The 24,480-nt window shown below is 43.8% G+C and carries 20 protein-coding genes; 11 read left to right on the top strand and 9 right to left on the bottom strand.

The window, feature by feature from the left end:
* Positions 1-40 precede the first annotated feature (40 nt).
* The 3 genes from DBR43_RS02025 to DBR43_RS02015 all read left to right on the top strand — a co-directional run bounded on the left by DBR43_RS02025 (position 41) and on the right by DBR43_RS02015 (position 5,478).
* Entirely contained in the window at positions 41-3,481 is a 3,441-nt protein-coding gene (locus tag DBR43_RS02025) for a SusC/RagA family TonB-linked outer membrane protein (RefSeq protein WP_124577425.1), read from the top strand.
* 10 nt (positions 3,482-3,491) lie between these two features.
* Positions 3,492-5,009 (top strand): SusD/RagB family nutrient-binding outer membrane lipoprotein, encoded by a 1,518-nt coding sequence (locus DBR43_RS02020; RefSeq protein ID WP_124577423.1) that lies wholly within the window; start codon positions 3,492-3,494, stop codon positions 5,007-5,009.
* A 94-nt stretch (positions 5,010-5,103) separates the two neighbouring features.
* Positions 5,104-5,478, top strand: coding sequence for a hypothetical protein (locus DBR43_RS02015; RefSeq protein WP_124577421.1), 375 nt, complete (start codon positions 5,104-5,106; stop codon positions 5,476-5,478).
* A 51-nt stretch (positions 5,479-5,529) separates the two neighbouring features.
* On the opposite strand, the gene DBR43_RS02010 is transcribed toward DBR43_RS02015, so the two are convergent.
* The 3 genes from DBR43_RS02010 to DBR43_RS02000 form a co-directional block, all read right to left on the bottom strand.
* The gene (locus DBR43_RS02010) at positions 5,530-7,707 is read right to left on the bottom strand and encodes an outer membrane beta-barrel family protein (RefSeq protein WP_124577419.1); all 2,178 of its coding nucleotides are present in this window, start codon (positions 7,705-7,707) and stop codon (positions 5,530-5,532) included.
* A 135-nt stretch (positions 7,708-7,842) separates the two neighbouring features.
* A complete protein-coding gene (locus tag DBR43_RS02005; RefSeq protein ID WP_124577417.1) occupies positions 7,843-8,463 on the bottom strand; it encodes a carbonic anhydrase in 621 nt (206 codons plus the stop codon).
* A gap of 5 nt (positions 8,464-8,468) precedes the next feature.
* Complete coding sequence (locus DBR43_RS02000; RefSeq protein ID WP_124577416.1) at positions 8,469-10,382, bottom strand: SPFH domain-containing protein; 1,914 nt, start codon at positions 10,380-10,382, stop codon at positions 8,469-8,471.
* 148 nt (positions 10,383-10,530) lie between these two features.
* Here DBR43_RS02000 and DBR43_RS01995 point away from each other — a divergent pair, with 148 nt between their 5' ends.
* Positions 10,531-11,433 (top strand): hypothetical protein, encoded by a 903-nt coding sequence (locus DBR43_RS01995; protein WP_124577415.1) that lies wholly within the window; start codon positions 10,531-10,533, stop codon positions 11,431-11,433.
* A gap of 82 nt (positions 11,434-11,515) precedes the next feature.
* On the opposite strand, the gene DBR43_RS01990 is transcribed toward DBR43_RS01995, so the two are convergent.
* Genes DBR43_RS01990 through DBR43_RS01980 form a run of 3 tightly spaced genes read right to left on the bottom strand, consistent with a single transcriptional unit; the run spans position 11,516 to position 14,778 of the window.
* Complete coding sequence (locus DBR43_RS01990) at positions 11,516-13,243, bottom strand: protein-disulfide reductase DsbD family protein (RefSeq protein ID WP_124577413.1); 1,728 nt, start codon at positions 13,241-13,243, stop codon at positions 11,516-11,518.
* 5 nt (positions 13,244-13,248) lie between these two features.
* Positions 13,249-13,701, bottom strand: coding sequence for a protein-disulfide reductase DsbD domain-containing protein (locus tag DBR43_RS01985; protein WP_124577411.1), 453 nt, complete (start codon positions 13,699-13,701; stop codon positions 13,249-13,251).
* Positions 13,702-13,728: 27 nt separating this feature from the next.
* The gene (locus tag DBR43_RS01980) at positions 13,729-14,778 is read right to left on the bottom strand and encodes a PLP-dependent cysteine synthase family protein (protein ID WP_124577409.1); all 1,050 of its coding nucleotides are present in this window, start codon (positions 14,776-14,778) and stop codon (positions 13,729-13,731) included.
* Between the two features lie 179 nt (positions 14,779-14,957).
* Here DBR43_RS01980 and DBR43_RS01975 point away from each other — a divergent pair, with 179 nt between their 5' ends.
* The 7 genes from DBR43_RS01975 to DBR43_RS01945 all read left to right on the top strand — a co-directional run bounded on the left by DBR43_RS01975 (position 14,958) and on the right by DBR43_RS01945 (position 21,421).
* A complete protein-coding gene (locus DBR43_RS01975) occupies positions 14,958-15,422 on the top strand; it encodes an Lrp/AsnC family transcriptional regulator (RefSeq protein ID WP_124577407.1) in 465 nt (154 codons plus the stop codon).
* Between the two features lie 73 nt (positions 15,423-15,495).
* Positions 15,496-16,275, top strand: a complete 780-nt coding sequence (locus DBR43_RS01970) for a hypothetical protein (RefSeq protein ID WP_124577405.1) — start codon at positions 15,496-15,498, stop codon at positions 16,273-16,275.
* Between the two features lie 109 nt (positions 16,276-16,384).
* A complete protein-coding gene (locus DBR43_RS01965; protein WP_124577403.1) occupies positions 16,385-17,410 on the top strand; it encodes a sensor histidine kinase in 1,026 nt (341 codons plus the stop codon).
* Positions 17,407-18,117 (top strand): LytR/AlgR family response regulator transcription factor, encoded by a 711-nt coding sequence (locus DBR43_RS01960; protein WP_124577401.1) that lies wholly within the window; start codon positions 17,407-17,409, stop codon positions 18,115-18,117. Before DBR43_RS01965 ends, DBR43_RS01960 begins: the two co-directional genes overlap by 4 nt.
* A 111-nt stretch (positions 18,118-18,228) precedes the next feature.
* Positions 18,229-20,460 (top strand): TonB-dependent receptor, encoded by a 2,232-nt coding sequence (locus DBR43_RS01955; RefSeq protein ID WP_124577399.1) that lies wholly within the window; start codon positions 18,229-18,231, stop codon positions 20,458-20,460.
* A gap of 28 nt (positions 20,461-20,488) precedes the next feature.
* A complete protein-coding gene (locus DBR43_RS01950) occupies positions 20,489-21,145 on the top strand; it encodes a hypothetical protein (protein ID WP_124577397.1) in 657 nt (218 codons plus the stop codon).
* 18 nt (positions 21,146-21,163) lie between these two features.
* Positions 21,164-21,421, top strand: coding sequence for a hypothetical protein (locus DBR43_RS01945; RefSeq protein ID WP_124577395.1), 258 nt, complete (start codon positions 21,164-21,166; stop codon positions 21,419-21,421).
* A gap of 323 nt (positions 21,422-21,744) precedes the next feature.
* On the opposite strand, the gene DBR43_RS01940 is transcribed toward DBR43_RS01945, so the two are convergent.
* The 3 genes from DBR43_RS01940 to DBR43_RS01930 are packed head-to-tail and all read right to left on the bottom strand — an operon-like array spanning position 21,745 to position 24,339.
* Positions 21,745-22,740, bottom strand: coding sequence for an MlaD family protein (locus DBR43_RS01940; RefSeq protein WP_124577393.1), 996 nt, complete (start codon positions 22,738-22,740; stop codon positions 21,745-21,747).
* A gap of 4 nt (positions 22,741-22,744) precedes the next feature.
* A complete protein-coding gene (locus tag DBR43_RS01935) occupies positions 22,745-23,518 on the bottom strand; it encodes an ABC transporter ATP-binding protein (protein WP_124577391.1) in 774 nt (257 codons plus the stop codon).
* 11 nt (positions 23,519-23,529) lie between these two features.
* On the bottom strand, positions 23,530-24,339 hold the full coding sequence (locus DBR43_RS01930; protein WP_124577390.1) for an MlaE family ABC transporter permease: 810 nt from the start codon (positions 24,337-24,339) through the stop codon (positions 23,530-23,532).
* Positions 24,340-24,480: the final 141 nt, after the last annotated feature.

Raw genomic sequence — 24,480 nt, 5'->3', positions numbered from 1 at the left:
ACCACTGGCCAAGAACCACTCAAGGCCTAAAACCATTAGTATGAAATTTTTTACGTTATTAAAGCACAGGTATTCTACCTGTGCAGATCTGCCGTTTTTGCAAAATGCAAAGCCGGTTTTTATGCGTTATTCTAAAATAGCCCTTGTTCTTTTGCTGAACTTCTGCTTTCTCGATGCAGCGGCTGTCTTGTCCACTCAAAGAATCCGCATGTCCAAAATCGACGCTTCCCTTACAGAAGTCTTCAGGGAAATCAGAAAACAAAGTGGCTATGATTTCGTATACGCCGCTCCTCTGCATAAGTTATCAGGTAAAATAAACATCAGCGTCAGCAATGCCATATTAACGGAGGTTTTAGACCGCTGCATGGACAATCAGGCATTGGAATACGAAATAAAAGACAATGCAATCGTCATCAGGGAAAGAAGCATGACCATGGCCGACCGTACGATTACCGGAGTGGTTTATAGTAAAACAGACCAGCTCCCAATTCCCGGGGCAACGGTTTCGGTTAAGGGAACTAAAATTGCCACACAAACAAATGCCGCGGGAAAATTCTCCCTCAATGTCCCTAAAGGAGCAACGGTACTGCTGGTACGCTCCCTGGGATACCGCAATCTGGAGGTTCCGATCGGAAACTCAAATTCTTATACTTTAAATATGGAAGAAGATGAACGGGAGCTGTCGGAAGTAGTGGTTACCGCCGGAGGGATTACCCGGAAAGCAAGGGAGCTGGGCTATGCAAATGAAACCGTTAAAGGTGATAAAATTAACCAGGCAAAAGTAACAAACGTCGTTTCCGGACTTGCCGGTAAAGTTTCAGGGCTTCAGATCACCACCATTAACAATGGTGTTAACCCCGGAGTAAAAGTAATCCTTCGTGGAAACAGGTCTATCCTCGGAAACAATGAAGCCCTGATCGTATTGGATGGTGTTCCTGTTCCTTCGGCAGTATTGTCTTCTCTAAACGCCGATGATGTGGACAATGTATCGGTACTGAAAGGGGCAAATGCCTCTGCTTTATATGGCTCTTCGGCTTCCAACGGGGCACTGATCATCACCACAAAAAAAGGAACTGCCGGCGGGTTGAGGGTGACTGTGGGCAACAGCACACAGTTTGAACAGCTTTCTTTTCTTCCTGAATTTCAGGGAAGGTTTGGCAGCGGCTCAACAAATGGTACGCCAGGTGTCTATGACCCTATAGAAAATCAGCAATATGGGCCGCCATATGATGGAAAATTAGTCAATGTAGGGCAAAAACTGGAAGACGGATCGATCCAGCAAATTACCTATGAGAACCGGGTAGGGGAGAAAAAGAAATTCTTTGAACTCGGGCACAACATTCAGAACAACATTTCCCTATCCTCCGGAAATGAAAAAGAGAATATTTATTTCTCTGCCCTGAACCTGAAAATTGCCGGAATCACTCCGAAAGACCGGTACAACAGAAATACCTTTCGTTTGAATACCTCAAAAAATATGGGCAAACTTACGGCAGGTTTCAATGTCAGCTATACGCAAAACAGAACCGACAGAGGACTTGCTGCAGTGTACTGGAACGTCTTCAATACCCCAAGTTTTATCCCGATTACCGATTATAAAGATTGGAGAAACAATAAATTTGCAAACCCTAACGGATATGCAAACGGTTTTTACCGCAATCCTTATTACCAGATTGACAACAACCGGACGCTGGGCAGAAATGATTACCTGAACAGCAATATCGACCTCAACCTGAAAGCGCTGTCCTGGTTGAGTTTTGACTACCGCCTGGGGATCAATACCTCCAATGCATCCTCAAAAGATTGGGAGGAAAAATTCAATTACAGCCCTTATACTTTGGCAAATGATGAAGGAAGCAAGGCCGATATCGCAGGGAATGTAAACGATGAAAGTTCTTTTTCTACCCGCGTGAATTCCGATTTGTTTATCAATATTAAAAAGGATTTCTCCGATTTTACCACCAAATTAATCCTGGGAAATAACATCAATCAGGGAACTTCCAAAGAACAGTCCGTTACCGCAAATGCATTAAATGTTCCGGGTGTGTTCAATGTGTCAAACAGGCTGGGAGAGTTGTCGGGGTCTGAGCTCAATTATAGAAAACGTTCTTATTCCGTATTTGGAGATTTAACAGTAGGTTATAAAGACTATGTGTTTCTGCATGCAACGGGTAGAAATGACTGGGTTTCTATTCTAAGTAAAAAGAACCGTTCCTTTTTCTATCCAAGCGCCGATATCTCTTTCATCCCTACCACAGCATTTGCTGCCCTTAAAGGCAATAAAATATTGAACTTCGCGAAATTAAGAGCCGGTTATTCTAAAGTAGGACAAGTCAACCTGGGAAATGCCAGTGATTTTGGGGCCTACCGCTTAGATCCGACTTTCGGTACGGCAAGTGGTTTTCCTTACGGATCATTAACGGCACTGACCATTGGAAATACCCTGGTGAATACAGACCTTACCCCTGAGTTTACCACTTCCTTAGAGCTGGGTATTGAGCTTGGATTTTTACAGAATGCCATCATCGTTGAAGCGAGTTATTACAAGCAGAAATCCGTAGATCAGACCCTCACCGGTGCCATTTCCTTTGCTTCCGGCTTTTCAAGATACCTGCTGAATGCAGGAGAATTGTCTAACAACGGATTTGAGTTTGATTTAAAGCTGGCTCCGTTCAGAGCTGGGAAAGTGCGCTGGGACATCGCCTTTAACTACAACTACAGAGACAATAAGGTGATTTCTCTAAATGATGGTTTGCCGGAGATCGCCCTGACCACGGGTGGAAATACCCAGGTTTATGCAGTCGTAGGTAAGCCCTTTCCAATTCTTAAAGGAACAGCCTATTTAAGAGATGCAGAGAACCGGATCATCCTGAATTCGGCAGGAATGCCTTCAAAGGATCCTGAACTGAAGGAATTTGGAAATACAAACCCCAAACACCTTTTCGGAATGAATACGACTTTACGTTATGCAGGCCTGAGCTTAGCCGCGGTGCTGGAATTCCGGACCGGTTATAACATTTACAACTCCATCGGGGCAGACCTTGACTTTACCGGAAGTGGTACCAGAAGTACCACCTATAACCGTGAGCCCTTCATTATGCCGAATTCATCGGTTAAAGATGCCAATGGAAATTATGTGCCAAATACCAGCGTTAAAACACCTGGGGGAGCAGAATTCTGGGCCAATTCAGCAGCCAACCGCGGGATCGGAGAGAACTATGTGACCTCAGGAAGGTATTTTAAAATCAGAGAGGTGACCTTATCTTATCAGCTTCCTGCCAAATGGATGTCGAAAACGAGGATCATCAAATCAGCAACCATCGGTGTGATGGCCAGGAACCTGCTGACGGTCCTGCCTAAGGAAAACATCTATACCGATCCGGAATACAGTTTTACGTCCGGAAACGGGGTAGGGATCAATACCAATGCGCAAACGCCGCCAACCAGATTTTACGGAGGAAACATCTCATTCACTTTTTAGCATTTAACTCATGAAAACATCATATCACATCATCGCAATGCTGACAACAATGCTGTTGTTTACAGGTTGTGAGAAGAACTATCTTGACATCAATACGAACCCAAATAACATTCTCGCGGCTACGCCTGAATCCATTTTACCCGGCGCATTAAATACTGCGGCTTTGATCTATTCCCGCGATTATAATGCTTTTGGTGGCTGGACTGGCGGCTATTTCGGGAAAACAGGAACTGTAAACGGTTTTGATGCAGAAAGAACCTATTCCTATACCTCCAATTCCTACCAGGCATTGTGGAACGATACCTACCGGAACCTGGAAGATTTCTATTATATCGAAAAGAAAGGAACAGAAAAGGGTTTGGTTTACCATGCTGCCATCGCAAAGATCATGAAAGCTTTCTGGTTCCAGCAACTGGTGGATCAATATGGGAACCTGCCTTATTCAAAGGCGCTGCAGGGAAGCGAAAACCTAAAGCCGGAATATGATAAGGCAGAAGCCATCTATACAGACCTGAATGTACAGCTGACCGCTGCGGTTGCCCTGATCGACGGGGGAACTGCCAACACGCCTCCCGTGAAGCCGGCAGATGACATCGTATTTAAAGGAGCCATGAGCAAATGGAAACAACTGGCCAATACATTGAGGTTACGCGTTTTGCTCAGACAATCACAGGTGCCTGCTTTGCAGGGGGCACTGGCTGCTGAATTTGCCAAGCTTCCTACCACTGCGGCTGCCTATATTACTGAGGATGTCACGAGCAATCCGGGATATTTGAAAAGCTCCGGAAAGCTAAACCCATTCTGGGAAAGCTATAACCTTTCTGCTACAGATGTGGCAACCAACAACTCCAAATATGTGAGGGGAACAACCTTTATCATCAGCCAATACGTAAATGCGGTGAAGGACAACCGTGTGACAAGGTTGTATACCAAGGTTGGTGGCGCTTACGTTGGCGTTGTACTCGGCGAAAATGCACCCCTGGCACATACCAAACTATCGGCCTTTGCCGGAGGGATATTTAAGTCCTTTGACATGCCTGCGGTGCTGATGCTTGCTGCAGAAAGTTCTTTCCTTCAGGCAGAAGCAAAAGCCAGAAACCTGATCTCAGGAGGGAACGGACAGGCCGAATATACGGATGGTGTTCAGAAATCTTATCAATATTTGTACAAAGGCTCGGCAACATTAACAGCTGCGCAGGCAGTGATAGATGCGAATACCTATTTAGCGTCGAATCCCGGAAACCCGCTGATTGATTTTGCCGCTTCTCCGAATAAACAGGAAACGATCATTTATCAGAAATACCTGGCACTGAATGCGGTGAACAACATCGAAGGATGGAACGAATACAGAAGGACCGGATTTCCTAAAAATCTGCCGGCTTCCCTGGAATCAAATTCGACCAGACCCGATAAACTGCCGGTAAGGTTGTTATACCCAACCTCAGAGTTGAGCTCAAATCCAGACAATATCAGGGCTCAGGGAATTATAGATCAGTTTACAAGCCGGATCTTCTGGGATGTCAACTAACAGACAATTAACAATTTAATGATGATGAACTGAATTATATTTACCTGAATATTTTTTATATTTAGGTAAATATAAACCCTATAATCTACCCGTTATGAAAAAAGTAAGTTTCGTTTTCTCTTTTGTTTTACTATTATTTTTTGCCCATGAAGTTCAGGCCCAGAAAAATGAAACTTACTTTGTTGGTAAGTGGGATATCCTCATCAAGGGCCTGCCGGAGGGAGATAAAGAAGCACTGCTGAAGTTTGAACTGAAAGATGGAAAACTCAGCGGCAGCATTACCGATAAAGCCGAGCAAAAAGACATGCCTTTTACGGAGGTTTCCCTGAAAGATTCGGTGGTGACTGTGAAATTTGACCACAGCAGCGGTGAAGTGGATATGAACCTCCTGAAAAAAGATGCCGACAACCTGACCGGGCAAATCAACAGCCAGTTTAACCTGACTGGCGTAAGGAGAAAAGAAAACTAAAAAAAAGCCCTCTTCCATCATCAGGAGAGGGCTTTTTCTATTTAATACCGATTACAACCGGCCGCGTTCCTCCGCATTACCGGTCGTTTTATCTCCCGATTTAGCACTGCTGTTTCCAAAACGATAACTGATGCTCAATAAGGCAAAACGGTTGAGCTGAAAATTAGTAAACTTCTGTTTAATGCTGTTCACTGTGGTGGTAATCGCAGGTGCACTGCTTAAAAACACGTCATTAACCGTTAGTGCAAGGTCGACCTTCTTTTTAAAAGCAGATGCTTTCATCCCCAGATCAAGCTTGTAATAACGATCTGTTCTGCTGATGTGGTCTACCTCCGGGAACTGATACCAGAAGTTGACAGCAGCGGCCAATGTTTTTTGCTCATTCAGGTAAATGTTATTGTTGCTGGCCAGGTATAAGCCAAAACCTTTCACATCTTTAATATTGGCCATTTTCGATTTCGCATGGGTATAAGAAAGCGTCACCTGGTTGTTGTTGTCCAGCCATGAGGTCAGTGGAATTGACAGGTTTTCCGAAATTCCATAGCGATAGGTTTTGATGAAATTCAAAGGCGTGGTATAAACAATATTGGTACCTGCATCAGCCAGGATGACATTGCTGAATCCATTGTCCGTCATGTTAAAAAATAAAGAGGAGCTGAGGATGTTCTTATAGCTGTGTGATACTTCGAAATTGCTGTTGTACTCCGGCTGCAGATAGGGGTTCCCTTGTCCGTAGCTATAGGCGGTATACAATGATTTATAAGGGTTCAGGTTCCAGAAAGTAGGACGGTTGATGCGTCTTCCGAAATTAAAGGCCAGGTTATGATCGATATTTGGCTGGTAATTGACGGATAAGGAAGGGAAGAACTTAAAATAATTATTGCTGGTGTTCTGTTTAAGGATTGGAGAATAGCCTTTTGTTTGCGTCAGTTCGGTGCGGAGACCCACTTTATATTTCCATTCATTGCGGTCTATGTTCATGCTGGCATAGAGCGACTGCGTATTTTCATTGTAATCAAATTCACTGCTCAGGCCCGGATTAAAAACGAGTTCATTCTGCGGATTTTTATTATAATAAAAGGCATTGCTGTAATTGTCAATAAAACTCAGTTTTCCTCCAAAAGCAAACTGGGCAAAAGAGGTAGGCAGGATTGCATCTGCTTTAAAAGTATAGATATTGATGTTTTGTTTATTGGTGTCATAGAACCTGGTATTTCCGCCGGGGTTGGCACTGCCATCCGGCCTGTAGCTTTTGCTGTCGAAATTAGAAACATCAGTACGGTAATGGTTAAAATAGTCTGCGTTCAATAAGAGCTTTCTGCCGCTGGTATCAAAATTTACCACACTGTGGAGATTGATGGAATTGATACGGGAGACAGGATAATAGCTCGCCAGCGTCCTGATGCTGGAATCCGGCTTGCTGCTGCCCGGACTGGTAAAGGTATTGTAGACATGGTCGAAACCTTCATAAGTGTTCTTTCCGCCCATATAATTGACACCTATGGATGCTTTGGAGCTGAGCTTATAGTCCAGACCAGCCTCATAGCTTAGGTTTCGGTATTTATAATCGCCGGTATCAGATTGCATCCATGCTTGCTGAGGATAGCTTAATTCTGTTCGAAAGCCCTCCAGCAGGTGAGAGCGGTCGAAATTAATCCCTGCCCGGGCCGATAACCTGCTGGAATTATAGCTGATGTCTCCTGCCAGATTTCCGGCCTGGTAACCACGGGTATTATAGACTTTGGCCGGATTGTGCAGCCATTTTTTTCCGCTGGTCTGAATATTTACCTGATAGCCTTGCTGATTGCTTTTTTTCGTAATGATATTGATCAGTCCGGCATTTCCTTCGGCATCATAGTTGGCGCCCGGATTTTTAATGAGCTCTATTCTGGAAATTTGTCCGGCGGGAATGGTTTTTAAGTATCGCGTGAGCTCTATTCCGGAAAGCTGTACAATCTGGTCATTGATCATTACCCTGACATTGCCTTTCCCGGCAATGCCAATCGCAGCATCGCCGATTTTTATTCCGGGAATCTTACTAAGTGCATTTAAAGCGTCAGTTCCGGTAGCGGTAATGCTGGTCGCTACATTGTAAATCAGTTTGTCGGAGTTGTTTTTAACAGTTGATTTAACTGCAATGATCTCAATTTCTTTTAAGTTCGTGTCAATTTGGGCATGAAGATGCAGATGAAGCATCATCATTGCCAGCAAAGCAAATAATGGTTTCAAGGTTTGTTATGGTTTTAGGTTTCAAAAAATGGCCTGGTGTGTAGGCGCAATTTACCATAATTATCAGTACAGTTTCTTTAAAAAACAGGAGATTATTGTCTAAAATAAAATTTAGCAGAAAAAACGTGTAATATTTTAGGGATAAAAGGTGACCTGACCAAGGGAGACATCATACATCGCCGGGACAACTTTTATTTCTCCGGAATCTGCCAGTTGCCTGATCGTACTGCTCTGCTCCAATATCTGCTGTACAGAGCGGTACACATTAAGTACCGCGACTTTGTTGACAAAAGATTCATTTTCTCCCGTCCGGTCGTCATTTTCCGTTAGCTCCTGTGGAATGCTGATCTTTACCTCTCTGAGCAAACCTGAAAGGTTTTCGATCATCACATGGTTGCAGGCACCTTTCACCGCGCCGCAACTGGTATGTCCCATCACAACAATCAGTTTGGCGCCAGCGGTGGCGATCGCGTATTCCAGGGAACCGAGAATATGTTGGGAAACGACGTTGCCAGCGATCCGGATATTAAAAATATCGCCTATACTTTGGTCGAAGATCAGTTCTGCGGCAACCCGGGAATCCATGCAGCTCAGTATGGCTGCAAATGGTCTGGGCTCGTCTTTGGTTTCCTGCACTTTCTGTAAGAGGCTGCGGCGGGCAGTATGCCCGTTTTGGAATCGCTCATGCCCGTCCTGGAGCAAATGAAGGGCCAGGTCGGGGGTCATTTCCGGAGGATGCTGTAGTTTGGTGTCCATAAGATTTACTTTTCGTTGGTTTTTCCTTTTTCCTGTTGCATCATTTGCATAAGCTGCATGCCCATCAGGCCGCTCAGGCTTCCATCACTGCCATTGCCACCACTTACGATGAGATCCGGTATGATTTTAATCCTTCCTTTGCCAATCTCCTCGGTGATTTTAAACCTGGTGAAGTTATCGCCACCCATGGCTTTTACCTGCAGGTCATAAGCATCTGCGGTAGACTTACCGATGGCCATGATCTTCTCTGCTTCGGCCAGCCCTGTTTTGGCGATTTTCTCCGCATCAGCACTGGCGTTCAGCCTGGTTGCTTCTGCCTGCGCTCCGGCACGGGCTTTGGTGGCCTCCGCTTCGGCACCAGCACGCATTTTGGTGGCGGTTGCTTCTGCATCGACCTGCAGTTTTAAGCTATTGGCATCCCCTTCTGCTTTTTTTACCGTCGCATCAGCGGTACGCTGGGCAATCTCTACGTTTTGTTGCGCTTTGACAATTTCTTTCTGCATGTCTGCGATGGCGGTTTCTTTTTCCATACCCTGGCGTTGTTCCTGTGCCATTCTTTGGATCTGATAGGTCTTTTGCTCTTCTTCGGCAATCTTACGGTCCGTCAGGGTTTTCATTAAAGATTCAGGAGGAAGAATGTCGCCGATCAGCGTATCTACAGCATTGACATTGTAATCATCTAACACGGCTTTAATGTGCTCTTTTGCCGATTGCTGTCTTTCTTTACGGGTAATCAGGAAACTGATCACGTCGCTGTCCTGGGCAGAGTTCCGGAAATAGTTGCCGATGGTGGGCTCCAGCACCTGGCTTACCAGGTTGCTCATGCTGCCGAAACGGGCAATTACTTTTGGCGCTTCGGTGGCTGGAATATGGATGATCTGGGAAACATCCAGGTTGAAAGGGAAACCATCCCTGGAACGGACGGTAATGGTACTCAGGTTTTTGTCCAGCTGATGCGACTCGTTCCTGGCATTGGCCCAGTTGAGCACCAGGTTGGTGGTCGGTACGAGCTCTACCTTCATGATGTATTTATTGAAGGGGTATTTGCCCGGGCCATAAGCTTCCATCCAAACGCCACGCTGGCCTTTGCTCACGATATTGCCATGTTTAAAACTTTCCCCGCTGACGTCCTTGCCATCTTCTCCGATATAACTGATCACTACACCTACGAATCCTATCGGCACATCGGTCATCGGTATTTCTTCGATCTGTATGGCCCAGGGATTGATGTTGTAACTCCCTGCTAAAATGATGCTGGGCTGCAAACCACGGTTACCATTGTTCTTTAGAAAGACATCGATGTCCTGAAAATTATTATGCCCGGTAATTTGCTTTCCTGCAATTTGTCCGCCCTCAATGGGAAGCCCGTCCAGTGTCGTCACGATGCCGACCATGTTTTCGTTGATGCTGACCATGTCGGCAATCGTTACCGTAAAGGCAAAGAGGTTGATGCGGTAGCTTCCTGCAGTGATGTAAGAGGTCTGACGCCCTTTTTGTCCGTTGTTGTTCAGGAATTTTTCCGTGTCCTGAAAATTATCTGATTCCACTCTGCGGGCAAGGATGGCGCCTGTAGGTATTTCTGCACCATCATTGGCAAGGATTAATCCTATTTTCCCTTCGGGGATAATGGTGAAGCCCTGCATGTTTACGGAGTATTGCCATGGCCACATGCCCCAGTAAAGACCAGGGGCAAGGGCTTTTGCCTGAAAGCCGGCCTCGCCCTTAGTGGCAATGATACGGCCATCGGGCAGGGCTTTGTCTCTGCCGAAAAGCACAAATTTCTTCGTGACCAGTCCGACTTTGTTTTCGGGGACGATGACCATTCCCAGGAAAACACGTAAGATGAATTTGTAGAACAAAAGTGTGAACAGGGTAGCGGAGATCCACCAGTAGTTCAGAAAGATTTGATAATAGTCCATGATTGTTGGTTTTAGGTTGTTTAATTTATTGCTGTGTTAATTTTTATAGCTTTCTTTTATGTTTCTCTACTCAAACTTGATTAAATAAGAGAATATAAAAGTCTTACAGCTGTATTATATCGTATTCTTTTAATCTTATATTCGTATTATGAATAAAGAAGACCTGCTCCACCTGGAGAAGCTGATGAATTTTCTGGCCAGTAACTTTCTAAAGAAAAAAAGCTGGAAAGATGTCTCTAAGTCCGAATGGACCTATATCGTTGACGAATTAAACGGTCTGTTGCAGGAACGGAACAGAAAACAGAAAATCAATAAAGAAGGCGATTTATTCGGCTCAAATTATCTGTATGAACATTTGGTGATCAACAAGCTAAAAGCCTACGAAAAGAAAAAGGACCTGAGTGGATCAAGTAAACCCAGTTTGAGCAAGCTGAGCCGCATTGTACAGTTGCTTGGTTACGACAACTACATTGATTTCATCAATTCGCATCACTCAGATTTCAGTTTTAACGACTTGAAAATTGACATTCCTAAAGCAACAGTTAACCATAAACTGCTGGACGAGCTGGTTGGCTTATGGTATTCCTTTAACCGGAACCTGCCTGATAATCCGGAGAAAATCCACGAAGAAAGAATCTGGCGTTCTTCTGTTGAGATTTATAAATCTGAATCTACCGGCGAGTATTTTATTGAAAGGAGCGGAGGGGACAACCATAAATACTATGGGAAAATAACGTCCTATGCGGATTATATTTTTATCATCATGAACAGCAATACATTTATCCGTCAGCGGCACTTCATCTCAAGGCTGAAAGATATAGGTGAAAAATTAAAACAAACGAATTATAGAATTGAGGAGATGCATTTCATCAGTACCTGCATTAGCTTTAACCAGGAACCAATTGCCTTGTTTGAAATTTTTCAAAAGGTAAATACCACAAAAGACTATGTGGCAGATTCGGTGAGTTTTCCAATAGAAAGTAACGAACTTCCGGCATCGGTAGTTGCCTATCTGAGAGATACAGAGGGAAACAGGATCAATTACAGATAACTAAAAAAAGGAGGGCCATTACCGGGCACCTCCTTTACTACCTATTTAACTATTAACTAACCCCGACAAGCCGGCAAAAGGCTTAATCGGATTTCTTTTTATCAAAAGCATCAACTCCGCTCTGTAAGTATGCTGCATATTGTTTTGCATCAAAAATGGCCCCGCCTGGTGTAACCAGAGGGTTCAGGTCATGTCCTGCCAAAACATAGAACGGCTGTGAATTTGATCCGTATCTGCTGGCCTGGAAATCTCCGTTCCAGCGTCCCAGGTCGTCCGTACTTGTTCTTAATATTTCAGAATAATGGACCTTATCCTTTGGCATTTTTATATTTCTTTCATCCACATACAATTGAATGAGTACATATTTTTCTTTGATGATCCTGCCCACTTCTTTGTCTATCCAAACCTTATCTTCCATCTTGCGACAGTTGACACAGGCATGTCCGGTGAAATCGATCAGGATAGGCTTATTGACCTTCTTTGCATAGGCAACACCCTCGTCTAAATCAAAAAACGGACTGAAGCCAACAGGTGCTTTTAACACCTCACTGTATTTAACTTTCGCCGGAAAATCTGCAGCAGGGGCATTCGCGGATGATGATCCGTTGCCGTTCAGGATGAAATCCTGGGTGTTCATCGGCGGCGCGATCCCACTTAATATATTCACCGGTGCTCCCCATAGGCCCGGAATCAGGTAAACGGCAAAGGAAAGAGAAAAGATGGCGAAAAATAACCTTGGAACAGAAACGTAGCTGACATCACTGTCGTGAGAAAACTTAAGTTTCCCAAGAATATACAGTCCCATCAATGCAAAGATGACGATCCATAACACCAGGAAAATCTCCCTGTCAAACCATTCCCAATGCCATACCAGATCTGCTGCCGAAAGGAATTTTAAGGCCAGTGCAAGTTCCAGAAAACCCAGGCATACTTTTACGGTATTTAACCAGCCACCTGATTTAGGCATACTGTTCAGAAATCCCGGAAATATGGCGGATAGAGTAAAGGGCAGGGCAAGTGCCAGTGCGAACCCAAACATTCCGATCGCAGGGGCGAGTATTTCTCCTTTTGAGCTTGCCTGTACCAATAAGGTGCCGATTATCGGTCCCGTACAGGAGAAGGAAACGAGCGCCAGTGAGGCCGCCATAAAGAAAATACCTCCAAGGCCTTTACTGTCGTCTGCTTTCTGATCTATTTTATTCACGAGTGAACTTGGAAGGGTAATCTCAAATGCGCCGAAAAAAGAAATGGCAAAAGTGAGCAGGAGCAGGAAGAACACAAAGTTAAACCAACCGCTGCTGCTGAGCTCATTCAACTTTGCAGAACCAAAGAAGATGGTGATCAGCAAACCAAATGCTACATAGATGACGATGATAGACAGCCCATAGATCAAAGCCTGGCCGATGCCCTTTTGCCGGCTTCCGGCACGTTTGGTAAAGTAACTTACCGTTAGCGGAACCATCGGGAATATGCAGGGCATCAGGAAGGCGAGAAAACCACCAAATAAGCCTGCAATGAACGTTTCCCATAACGTTTTTTCCTTTTCTGAGCCCGCAGTTTTAAGTGCTGCTGTAGTTTTAGGGTCTGCTGCAGTGTTTACTTCATGCACTGTCGCATCTGTAGCTTTAACTATTGCGGAATCCTTTTCCTTACTGATCACCCGGGCAGTATCCGGACTGATCTCTGTAAATTCCAGATCGCTTAACGCGCTGTCTGTTCCCTGGGCCTGAGCATAGGTCAGGCTGCTGATGCTCAGCAGAAATCCAACAACAAATGTTTTGATAGCAGTATTGTATTTTCTTAAATCCATCGCTATTATTTTACAGGAATTGAAAATTCTACCGTTTCTGGCGGAAGACATTGCTGGTCATTACAAACCATAAATTCAACGTTTCCTTTTACCACAGCATTGTTTCCGCTTCCGGTCAATTTAACCTGCTGCTGGAAAATCACTGATTTTTCAAAATAGCTCACATTCATATTGAAGGACTTTTCGAATTTTACAACTGCTTTGGGCTCCGTGGTTTTTCCCGTGGTCTGGTAGGCTTTTGCCGGACTAAAGCTGAATGTGGTTTTGATAGGTCCGCCATCAGCCATGTTCTGGGAATACAGATGCCATCCATCTTCAATACTGGCTTTAAGGTATAATACAGCAGTTGTTTTTCCGGTTTTCTTTGCCGCATAACTCCATTTTACGGGTTTCAGAATCTGGCTGCTTACCGAAAGGCTAAATAATAGCCCGAGGCTGAATAGAACGAATTGTTTCATTTAATTGGTGGTATTTGGTTTAGGTTGTTATTTTAAACGACAGATCGGGCGGTATCCGGTGAAGCTAACCTCCGTAGAAAGGAAGGATGCTTTAACGGCTTCTTCTTTTACCAGATCGGTACTCAGGTATTTTTTATTGCTATCGCAGAGCAAGGTCACCACAACGGCATCATCGCCCATTTGTTCTTTAATTTTAATGGCGCCAATCACGTTTGCACCTGAAGAGATTCCTACGGCAAGTCCCAGCTCTTTTGCCAGTTTCTGCGCCATAATGATTGAATCCCCATCATTTGCCTGTATAACTTCATCCAATTCATCCAGCTTTACGATCTCTGGGATAAATTCATCAGAAATTCCCTGAATCCTGTGACTGCCTACTTTATATCCTGTGGTCAGGGTAGGACTTTCAGCCGGTTCCAATGGATGTATTTTAATGGAGGGATGATGCTGTTTTAATCTTTTGCCAACGCCCATAACGGTTCCTCCCGTGCCTACTCCGGCTACAAAAGCATCAGGTCTCAGGTCAATCGATTTTAATTGCTCCCAGATCTCCATTCCGGTTGTTTTTTCATGCGCTTCCTCATTGTAGCGGTTCTCAAATTGTCTCGGTAAAAATACCCCTCCCTTTTCAGCCAGTTCTTCACACATTTTGATGCTGCCCAGGAAACCACCTTCTTCTTTGCTCACTAAGATCACCTCTGCACCCATGCTTCGGATGATGTCTATTCTTTCCTTGCTCAACCAGTTGGGCATGATGATTTTAACCGGATGGCCAAGTGCACGTCCTATGGCGGCAAAGGCAATTCCTGTATTTCCGCTGGTGGCCTCAATGATGGTATCGCCAGGGTTGATCGCACCGGAACAATAGGCCTCGTACATGATGTTCAGTGCCATTCTGTCTTTTACACTCCCCGTAAGGTTATAGTGTTCGCATTTAACGTAGATCTTTCCTGCTTTGTTTTTATAGTTGTAATGAAGTTCAAGCATAGGCGTATTGCCTACCAGGTGCCATAAATGTTCAAATTTGTCGGCCAGGGTAGCTGTTAAACCGGAGGTAGTTTTCTCTTTAGTTAGCATTTTTATGTTGCGTTTATTTCCGACAAAACTCTGTATTTATGATTTTTGTGACAATGGTTAGTGTTATTTACTGATTATTTTATGGAAAATGATTAATTTTATGTGATTATTTACAGTGACTTCTTTGTTTAACCAAGTTGATTGTCTCTTTTTTCGATACCACTATTTTATAAACAGCCATGCAAAACAGCCTTGACCCTACAGATGTTGAAATTCTCAGATTGCTTCAGCAAGACGCAACGCTGAACAATAAAGAGATTGCTTTTGAGATCAGAAAATCCATTGCTACCGTCCATGAACGGATCCGGAAGCTGAAAGAGCAAGGTTATATCAAGCGCATTGTGGCCATTCTCGACCGGAAAAAGATCGATAGAAGCCTGATTGCCTTTTCACATGTATTCTTAAAAGAACATACGGCGGAAACCCTGGGAGAATTTGAAAGTGAAGTGGCGAAATTTGAAGAGGTCATGGAATGTTTTCAAATGACGGGTGCTTATGATTTTATTCTGCGCATTGCCACAAGTGATATGGATGCTTATCATCTTTTTTTACGCCATAAATTAGCCACGCTGCCAAACGTAAGTACCGTTCAGAGCTTTTTTGTCCTGTCGGAAACAAAGAGTGAAACGGCCTATCCGTTATAGCGGAATTTTATCCTCAGATAAGTCTGAAAAAACAGCCGTTTTCTGCATAACTTTAGTGATCAATCTATCCAACATGAACAAAAAAACGCTGATCAGCGGTACTTCTGTTTTGCTTATTGTATTGGCATTGGGCAGAATGTTTATTTCTTCTGAAAGCGATAAAATCAAAGAAGAGGATAAAAAGCTTTTTGATGGGATCAGAACGCGCATACAGGAAAGTAAAGTTAAATCTAAAGCCAGTATAGATAGCCTGCTTAAACTGCAGGGCCGGATTTTCGTATACAGTAATGACCCTTCGGTGCAGGCAGGATGGGTGCCAAATAATTTAGGCAGTTACATTGGGGCCAACGTAAGGAATGTCATGATTGATGCTTTAGATGCCGAAAAGTTTGTAAAGAAAAAAGACTCCCTGGGTTTCCTGCTGCTGCTGAATTGCGGGGATAAAAATGTGTTCATTATCAACAGGGGCATTCATTTCGATAAAGAAAAAGGAAATAAAGCACTTTGGTTTATGGGTTTTGATCAGGAGAACCGCTTGCCTAAAGATTCAGTAAAGCTGAAAAAGAATCCTGAATTGTATAAAGATGCTTTTGTGAACACATGGGGGATAGGTTTTGATCAGGTAACAGATTTAAGCGCGGCTAAGCTCAGCAACCTGCCAATGGTTGCCAGTTCAACCTATTTAAAAGAGATAAAAGGGTATAAATTTTACATGGCCGCTTATGAAAAGGACAACAACAAACCCGGAATCGATTCAATAGCTTTTGTTAAAAGTGTTGATATGGTCAATACGTTGTTTAAAAAAGAGGGAGTAGATCTGAAACCGTTCCGGATTTCCAGTTTTAAGCGTTAATTCAATCGGGCGGAAAATGTGTTCCTTTATCGCTACAATTCCCCATCTTGTCTACTCTTTATTCAGATCCTTATCTGAATCCTTAACTTTACACTTTAATTCAGTCTGAATGAGGATAAGGTTTAGGTTTCTATACATCAACATCATACTTCATGTGCTCATCTGGAGCCTGGTACTCAGTCTGCCTTATCTTATTTCCTCCGCAGAAAATGACTATAAAATAGGGCCTCTTCCCGGCCTTTTCTTCAGCCTGGCAGGATGCCTTCACCTGTTCATCTTCTATTTTAACGCCTTCTTTCTGATCCCAAAGCTGCTCAACTGGCGGCTCTGGTGGGGCTATATTTTTGCTTCCGCAGCACTGATCATTGGTTCTTTTCAGCTGAAATACCATATGTTGCTCTGGTGGTTTCCGGAGGTGCTCAAAGACATGGCTGCTTACAAATTTGTTTTTGCACCATCTATCGTTGTGTTTATCATCAGCATTGTTTACCGGAAGGTGCTGGATCAGCTGCAAAACGACCGGCTGCAACAAAAAATCAAGGCCGAACAGTTGTCTACAGAACTGAAGTTTCTGCGTTCCCAGATCAGTCCGCATTTTCTGTTTAATGTCCTCACAAATCTGGTTTCACTGGCCAGAAAGAAATCAGATCAAATGGAGCCCGCCCTGATTATGCTTTCAGAGCTGATGCGGTATTCCCTTTATGATACGCAGGCGGTAAAGGTGCCATTGGCTAAAGAGATGGCCTATTTGAACAATTATATCGCACTACAGCGGTTGCGCTTTGGTGATGATATAGCCATTCAATACCATACAGACCAGAATATAGAAAATGAAAACCATAGCATTGAGCCCATGCTGCTGATTCCTTTTGTAGAAAATGCATTTAAACATGGAACAGGATCTCTGGAAAATCCGGTGATCCGGATTGAGGCATCCATAAAAAACGATCAGCTGGTGTTTGAAGTGGAAAATCAGGCAGATCAGAAAACAGGCTCCAGTAAAGATGAAAGCTCCGGGATCGGATTGGCCAATGTGAGATCGCGTCTCAACTTACTGTACAAAGACCGGCACGATTTAAAGATAAAAACAGATAAGGGCATGTTCCATATTGTCTTAACTTTACTATTGAAATGATCAAATGTATTGCCATCGATGATGAAAAGCTTGTTCGGGACCTCCTCGAAGATAATATCCGGCAATTGCCCTTCTTACAGCTCATTAAGACTTGTAAAAATTCATTTGAAGCCTATGAAATCCTGGAAAAGGAACAGGTCGACCTGATCTTTCTCGACATACAGATGCCCGGGTTAAACGGACTTCAGTTTTTACAGTCACTCCCACATCCGCCAATGGTAATCCTGGTCACCGCATACGAACAATACGCCCTGGATGGTTTCGACCGGCAGGTGGTAGACTATCTGTTAAAACCCTTCAGTTTTGAACGTTTCCTGAAAGCCTGCAACCGTGCCGGTGAATGGTTCCGCTTACAAAATAGCCCTCCTCAGAGCAATGCTGGTTTACCTGATTTTTTTGTCAATGTAGAATATACACTGGTTAAAATTGTGGCCGCAGATATTGACTACATCGAAGGGCTGAAAGACTATATTAAGATCCATTTGTCTACTGCAGAAAAGCCTGTGCTTACCCGTATGACGATGAAAGCAATGGAAGAAAAGATGCCACCCAATACCTTTGTCAGGACCCACAAGTCTTTTCTTGCTGCCGTACAAAAGATCACTGCCGTTAAAAGAGATGTGGTTTGTATCGGGACAAAAGAGATTCCTGTAAGCGGGTTTTACAAAGAGCATTTAATGAAGATCTTTAATCCGCGGGAAATCTAGTTTACAGAATTACTTTTCTTGTCTACACAATTGTATGTGTCGTCTACTCTCCTGAAAGGGTGTTGTTTTTCGCAATAGGTTTGCTTGTAAATCATTCAAGACAAACTGATTATGAAAGCAGGTTTCATTAAATATCTTTTCTTTGTTTTGCCATTTCTGGTTTCTTCTGTTGTTTTTGGGCAATACCGGATTTCGGGAATTGTGAAAAGCGAAAAGGGCAATGCCATCCCTTTTGCCAGTGTTTCAACAGACCAGAAAGGGGCAGGAACTCAAACTGATAGCATAGGGAGGTTTACACTGCAGGTTTTAAAAGGAAACCTGACATTAATGGTTTCTTTCGTTGGTTACCGGTTGTTTAAAAAAGAGCTGCAGCTGGATTCTTCTGTAGCGCTGGAAATTGTTCTGAAACCAGATACCCGCAGTCTGAACGAAGTGGTCATTAGTGCCGGTTCTTTTGAGGCCAGCGATAAAGCCAAGGGTGCTTCCCTTACCGCTATGGATGCTTTTACGGTTGCGGGAAATAACGGGGACCTCGCTTTGGCACTCCGGTCGCTGCCGGGAGCCCAGCAAATCGGTGAAATGGATGGGCTCTTTGTGCGGGGTGGAACAGGAGAGGAGAGCCGGCAATTTATAGATGGTACGCTGCTTAAAAACCCAAATTACCCCAAGCTGCCGGGAATTCAGCAATATGCCCGGGTGAACCCCATTTTATTCAAAGGCATACTGTTCAGTACAGGAGGCTACTCTGCATTGTATGGTGGTGCGATGAGCAGCGCACTGATCCTGGAAAGCAATGACCTTCCGGAGAAATCATCCGCTTATTTTTCCGTTTTTCCGCCAAATCTGAGCGGCGGTATACAGCAGCTGTCGGCCGATAAAAAGAGTAGTTTAGGCGTTACACTGCGCTATACCAAAGCCTCATTGTATAATGCTGTTGTGAAACAGCGGCCGGATTATTTTAGCGGGCCGGAGTATCTGGAAGGTGATGCCAATTTCAGGATACAAACCGGTAAGCAGGGGATGCTGAAATTTTATACCAACTGGAACAGGAGTGATGTGGGCATGAGGAATCCCGATATTGACAGTACAGCGTTAAAACTGGCAGACCATGTGAAAGGAAAAAGCAGCTATAATAACCTGAGCTACCGGGGGCATTTCGCTACGCATTGGCAGGTTGAAGCAGGAGCCGCTTACAGCTATCATCAGGATGAGGTCAGTACCGGTCTCGAAAATGCAGCCGGATCGCCGGTTGAGCTGTCGCAGGAAGCCATGCGCTTAAAAAACAGGCAGCGGCTGATCAAATCTGATTTTTCGCAGTTCAGGGTTGTCCTGACAGATCAGCTTCCCAAAAATCAGGCTTTGCGCTTTGGTGCTGAACATTTTTATACTCAGGATCGGGGAAGGTTAAACGATAGTGCCTTTTTGCTTCGCGATCACCTTTCTGCTCTATTTGCAGAAGGAGACATTTACCTGGCACCTGGTCTGGCGACTAAAATCGGAACCCGTATCGAATATTCTTCCCTACTCCGTAAAGCCGTGGTTGCACCAAGGTTGAGCATCGCTTATCGCTTAAACAATGGAGGGCAGTTTAATCTTGCTTATGGGCGCTTTTATCAGGAACCCATCAACGAGATCCTGTACCAGAATTCTGAATTGAAATTTTCGAGTGCGGCTCACTATATCCTGAATTATACAAAAAAGGCAAATAATCGCTTTTTTCGGATCGAGGTCTACCGAAAAGATTACCGGGATCTTGTGAAAACAACGCCGGTAACTGACAATGGAGGAACTGGCTACGCCCAGGGACTGGAGCTTTTTTTTCGGGATAAAAAGACCATTAAAAACCTGGACTACTGGATTACTTATTCCTACCTGGACACGAAGCGGACTGAGCTGAATTATCCCTATGCGCTAAGGCCTTCTTTCGCTGCTCCGCATACTGCTACCATTGCCTTAAAGCAAAATTTTCAGGAGATCAATACCTACCTGAATATTTCCTATGCTTTTGCGGCAGGCAGGCCTTATTACGACATCAGGTACCATGCTGCTGATCAATCGTACCGGATCTTTGACCAGGGCAGGACAAAAGTATACAGTGTAGCGAACCTTCAGGTTGCCCATCTCTTTTCCATCTTCAGCAGCTGGAGACAGAAGCCGGTCTCCGGTTTCAGTGTCGGTGTAAACAACATCCTGGGCACCAGACAGGTCTTCGGTTACAATTATAGTCTGGATGGCAGTAATAAAGTACCCATAACCTTACCCGCCGCCAGGTATTTCTATGCGGGCATATTTATGAGCTTCGGGATAGACCGTACGGGTGATTTTATCGATAAAAACCTTTAAATATTTTTTAATCTTAAAAACCGTTAACATGAAAAAGTCAGTAATTACGATTCTGGCCCTGCTGTGCAGTTATTTTAACTCAGACGCACAGGGAAAGACAACAACAGCTGCATTGCAGAATGCAGTAACAAAACTGGACCGGGCTAAAAACGCCGGGGAGTATGAAGGCCTGGAAAAAGAGTTTCTGGGCATTGCCGAACAGGAGAAAAAGAATTGGCTTCCCTATTATTACGCTGCTTTTTGCAATGCGAAAATAGGCTTTCTCAAGCAGGATGACGGGGAAGGGATTGAACCGTTCAGCAACCGGGGAGAAGATCAGGCAAAAAGGGCGAAGACATTGCTCGATACCTTAGGGCAAAAGAAGGAACTTTCGGAAGTGTATACGGTATTGAGTATGGTATACCGTACAAAAGTCTTCATCAACCCCATGACTTATGGCCGTAAGTATGGAAAGCTGTCTCAGGAGTACAGGGTAAAAGCCCAGGCATTGAATCCGCAAAATCCCAGGGCCATCTATGTCAAAGCCTGGGAAATGTACAAGACACCTAAACTATGGGGAGGGAATAAAGAGCTGGGCAGGCAATTGGCCGAACAGAGCCTTGGATTGTTAAAAGATCCGGAAACAGGTGTTCATCCCCATTGGGGAAAGGCAGAAAGCCAGGAACTATTAAATAAAAACAACTAATCATTAAAATTTAAGATCATGGGATTTGGAATCATCATGTTCATGCGGATCCTGTTTGGCGTCTGTATGGTATTTATTATCGGATATGTTTTTGCCGGGTTTTCTAAAAATCCAGGCCTTGTTGTACTGACAAAAATTGCAACGATATTGGCTGTTGTACTGTTCATTGCGATAAACGGACTGCTGATGCGTTTTGCCTTCAGCAGGCAGGGCAATGACAAGGCTGGCTGCGGTTATTGGAAAGCTCCTTTGCCGGGAAAAGAACATTCAAAATAATAAAAACAATGCCTCTCAGAGAGGCATTGTTTTTTATTTTGATAACCAGTATTTAGCTGGTAAATCTGAAATTCTTTTACCATTATCATCGCCTATTTGATTTTTGAAGTAATAATGCTTATCGAAAGTAATACCTGCTCTCAACCTCTCATGCATTACGGTTTGCCACTGTAAATGATGAAGCGATGGATAAGAAAATGGCTGAGCTATTTGATCGGTAATTCCGGGAGTAAAGAGCAAAAAAAGGCAGTTTTCATATCGAAAACTGCCTTTTTTTTATCCTGATCACTTCTGTCCGGATGATTTCAGGTTCAGCCTGAACCTTATTGTTTTTCTGTTGCCTTTGCCGCTTCAGCTTCTGCTTTAGCTTTTTTCTTGAAGAACCCTCTCAGCAGGAAGTTATGTTGTAAAGCTTCCATATTCTGATCCAGTTTCTTGCTGCTGCCTTCCAGGTTCTGCATGATCGCTTTGATCTGATCTGCAGTTTTCTGATCGTTTAACAGCATTCCTGCGGCATTGTCTGACTGCGTCAGTTTTGAAGAAGCCTTGTTTAAGTTCTCCGTCATTGCTGCGGCTGAGCTTGCGGTTTTCTTCAGTTCATTTACCGAAGCCTGAAGTTGTGAAAATACCAGCGTATCGGTCAGTAATTTATCCGCTAAACCGCCTTTAGAATTCATTTTTCTGGTGAAAGTATTCAGGTCTACCGCCATCTTATTGGCAGATTCTGTGGTTACTTTCAAATTTTGTACAATCGCTTTAAAGTTGTCTGCGATCTGCTGATCGGCAAGTAAAGCACCGGCAGCACCTTTTCCTTCTACCAGATTTTTGGCAAGGATTTTAAAGTCTGAAGTCACATCAACCAGGTTTTTATTGTTCACCTGGAAGGTTTTCATAATGTCGTCAGTAGAGAGGGCATTGCTCGCTTTCAGGCGGTCTCCATCCTCTACAAAAGGAAATTTAGGTGTTCCACCGGTCACTACGATAATTTTGTTTCCGATTAACCCGTCTGAGCTGATGGTTGCGGTGGCATCCTTATGAATATATTTATGTGCTTCTTCCTCGATGTTCAGGAAGACCTGCACCTGTGAGGTTCCGAAGAACTGGATCTTTCTGATGGTTCCGATTTTTACGCCCGAAAACCAAACATTGTTTCCTGCTTTTAACCCCTGGATATCATTAAAAACAACATCAACAGTGAAGCTTTTTACAAAAGACTTCTTTTGACTGCCCAGCGTAAATATTCCTAATACAAAAATAACCAATCCAAGGGCTACGAATACTCCCACTGTTACTTTGCGACGCGTGTCTGTTACCTGCATATTGTTATTGTATAAAATTATAATCGTAAAATGGTTTCACCCGTTCATCACTGGTGTTAAATACTTCTTCAAAGGTTCCCTGGCGTTCAAATTTGCCGTCCAGCAGCATCGCTACCCTGTTGCCTACTGCTTTTGCGCAGGTGAGGTCATGAGTGATGACTATTGAACTGGTATGAAAGCGTTCCTGCACTTCATTGATCAGGCTATTGATTTCCAGACAGGTGATGGGATCCAGTCCTGCAGTAGGTTCATCATAAAGCATCACTTCCGGCTGAAGGATCAGTGTTCTGGCAATACCCACCCTTTTCCTTTGTCCGCCGGAAAGTTCCGAAGGCATCTGGTTAATGGTTTGCAACAGGCCTACCGCATCCAGCACCCTTTCTACCGCCTGGTTTACTTCTCCTTTTGTCAGCTTTCGCTGATTTCTAACCAGGGGAAATTCCAGGTTTTGCCTAACCGTCATACTATCATATAAAGCGCTGTTCTGAAAAGAAAAGCCCACTTTCAGGCGCAGGTCCAGGAGTTGTTTATAGCTGATCTGGTCTACATGCTGCCCCAATACTTTTACTTCTCCTTCGTCAGGGCTAAGTAAACCCACCAGGATTTTAATCAATACCGATTTCCCGGTTCCTGATTTTCCAAGTACAACGAGGTTTTCCCTTCGGTGAAGATCCAGGTCAACACCTTTAAGCACATCATAATTCCCAAAGGATTTATAAAGCCCTTTGACTTCTATTACTTTTTCCTGACCTATATCAGTTGTTTTCTTTTGTTCCATTATTTAAAAGATCAGGTTCTGAATAGACTAAAAAACTGTACAGAGATGATCTCTTCAATAAAGATGAGGAACATACCTATTACTACTGCGGAGTTGGCCGCTTTACCCACACCTTCTGTTCCTTTAGACGAATTATAGCCCTGATAACAACCTACAATGCCAATGGTAAAACCAAAGAGGATGGCTTTAACTGTAGAAGCGGTAATGTCTAAAAAGGTAATCGATTCTAGCGACATTTGAAAAAATGCCCTGGCACTGGTATCTTCAAAAAGGGATACGTTTAATAAGGCACCCAACATTCCCACCATTGCGGTATAGAAAGTCAGGATTGGAATGGTAATGGTTGCTGCCAGGACCCTGGTGGTCACCAGGAATTTGAAAGGGTTCGTTGCCGAAACTTCCATGGCATCAATTTGTTCTGTTACCCTCATAGAGCCCAGTTCGGCACCAATACTGGAGCCTACTTTTCCTGCAGCAATAAGCGAGGTCAGGAGCGGGGCAAGGGTTCTGAGTAAGGCAATCCCTACCAGTGAAGGAAGCCAGGAAGTGGCACCAAATTCTGCCAGTGAGGGCCTGGATTGCTTAGTAAATACGATCCCGGTAATAAATCCGGTTAAAGAGATCAAAGCCAGTGAGCGGTAACCAATGTCATAACATTGACGCATCAGTTCTTTCCCTTCGTAAGGAGGAAGGAACCCTTCCTTAAAGAAGCGCGTGACGAATTGACATACATCATAGAATGACAAAAACATCCTGCTGAGCTTTCCGGGAGTTTTGACTTCTTTTCTTATATGGGCTGGAGTTTCAGCTGTTTTATCCATTAATTAGTGTAGGTATGATCAGATTATATTAAAAAACTCCTTTTATATTATGTGTTATAACAGAGATGTGCAACACATATCAAAATTTGCGCCATATTAACGATATATTCCCGATTTTCGTGTTTTTAACATAAAAAAATG

This window comes from Pedobacter sp. KBW06 (assembly GCF_003852525.1).
Classification (GTDB): domain Bacteria; phylum Bacteroidota; class Bacteroidia; order Sphingobacteriales; family Sphingobacteriaceae; genus Pedobacter.
Note: the sequence above shows the minus strand (reverse complement) of the source record. Positions and strands in the feature narration are given on the sequence as shown.

Coding starts and splice junctions, on each gene's coding strand:
- DBR43_RS02025 (WP_124577425.1), top strand. CDS start 41: ATGAAATTTTTTACGTTATTAAAGCACAGGTATTCTACCTGTGCAGAT.
- DBR43_RS02020 (WP_124577423.1), top strand. CDS start 3,492: ATGAAAACATCATATCACATCATCGCAATGCTGACAACAATGCTGTTG.
- DBR43_RS02015 (WP_124577421.1), top strand. CDS start 5,104: ATGAAAAAAGTAAGTTTCGTTTTCTCTTTTGTTTTACTATTATTTTTT.
- DBR43_RS02005 (WP_124577417.1), bottom strand. CDS start 8,463: ATGGACACCAAACTACAGCATCCTCCGGAAATGACCCCCGACCTGGCC.
- DBR43_RS02000 (WP_124577416.1), bottom strand. CDS start 10,382: ATGGACTATTATCAAATCTTTCTGAACTACTGGTGGATCTCCGCTACC.
- DBR43_RS01995 (WP_124577415.1), top strand. CDS start 10,531: ATGAATAAAGAAGACCTGCTCCACCTGGAGAAGCTGATGAATTTTCTG.
- DBR43_RS01990 (WP_124577413.1), bottom strand. CDS start 13,243: ATGGATTTAAGAAAATACAATACTGCTATCAAAACATTTGTTGTTGGA.
- DBR43_RS01985 (WP_124577411.1), bottom strand. CDS start 13,701: ATGAAACAATTCGTTCTATTCAGCCTCGGGCTATTATTTAGCCTTTCG.
- DBR43_RS01980 (WP_124577409.1), bottom strand. CDS start 14,778: ATGCTAACTAAAGAGAAAACTACCTCCGGTTTAACAGCTACCCTGGCC.
- DBR43_RS01975 (WP_124577407.1), top strand. CDS start 14,958: ATGCAAAACAGCCTTGACCCTACAGATGTTGAAATTCTCAGATTGCTT.
- DBR43_RS01970 (WP_124577405.1), top strand. CDS start 15,496: ATGAACAAAAAAACGCTGATCAGCGGTACTTCTGTTTTGCTTATTGTA.
- DBR43_RS01965 (WP_124577403.1), top strand. CDS start 16,385: ATGAGGATAAGGTTTAGGTTTCTATACATCAACATCATACTTCATGTG.
- DBR43_RS01960 (WP_124577401.1), top strand. CDS start 17,407: ATGATCAAATGTATTGCCATCGATGATGAAAAGCTTGTTCGGGACCTC.
- DBR43_RS01955 (WP_124577399.1), top strand. CDS start 18,229: ATGAAAGCAGGTTTCATTAAATATCTTTTCTTTGTTTTGCCATTTCTG.
- DBR43_RS01950 (WP_124577397.1), top strand. CDS start 20,489: ATGAAAAAGTCAGTAATTACGATTCTGGCCCTGCTGTGCAGTTATTTT.
- DBR43_RS01945 (WP_124577395.1), top strand. CDS start 21,164: ATGGGATTTGGAATCATCATGTTCATGCGGATCCTGTTTGGCGTCTGT.
- DBR43_RS01940 (WP_124577393.1), bottom strand. CDS start 22,740: ATGCAGGTAACAGACACGCGTCGCAAAGTAACAGTGGGAGTATTCGTA.
- DBR43_RS01935 (WP_124577391.1), bottom strand. CDS start 23,518: ATGGAACAAAAGAAAACAACTGATATAGGTCAGGAAAAAGTAATAGAA.
- DBR43_RS01930 (WP_124577390.1), bottom strand. CDS start 24,339: ATGGATAAAACAGCTGAAACTCCAGCCCATATAAGAAAAGAAGTCAAA.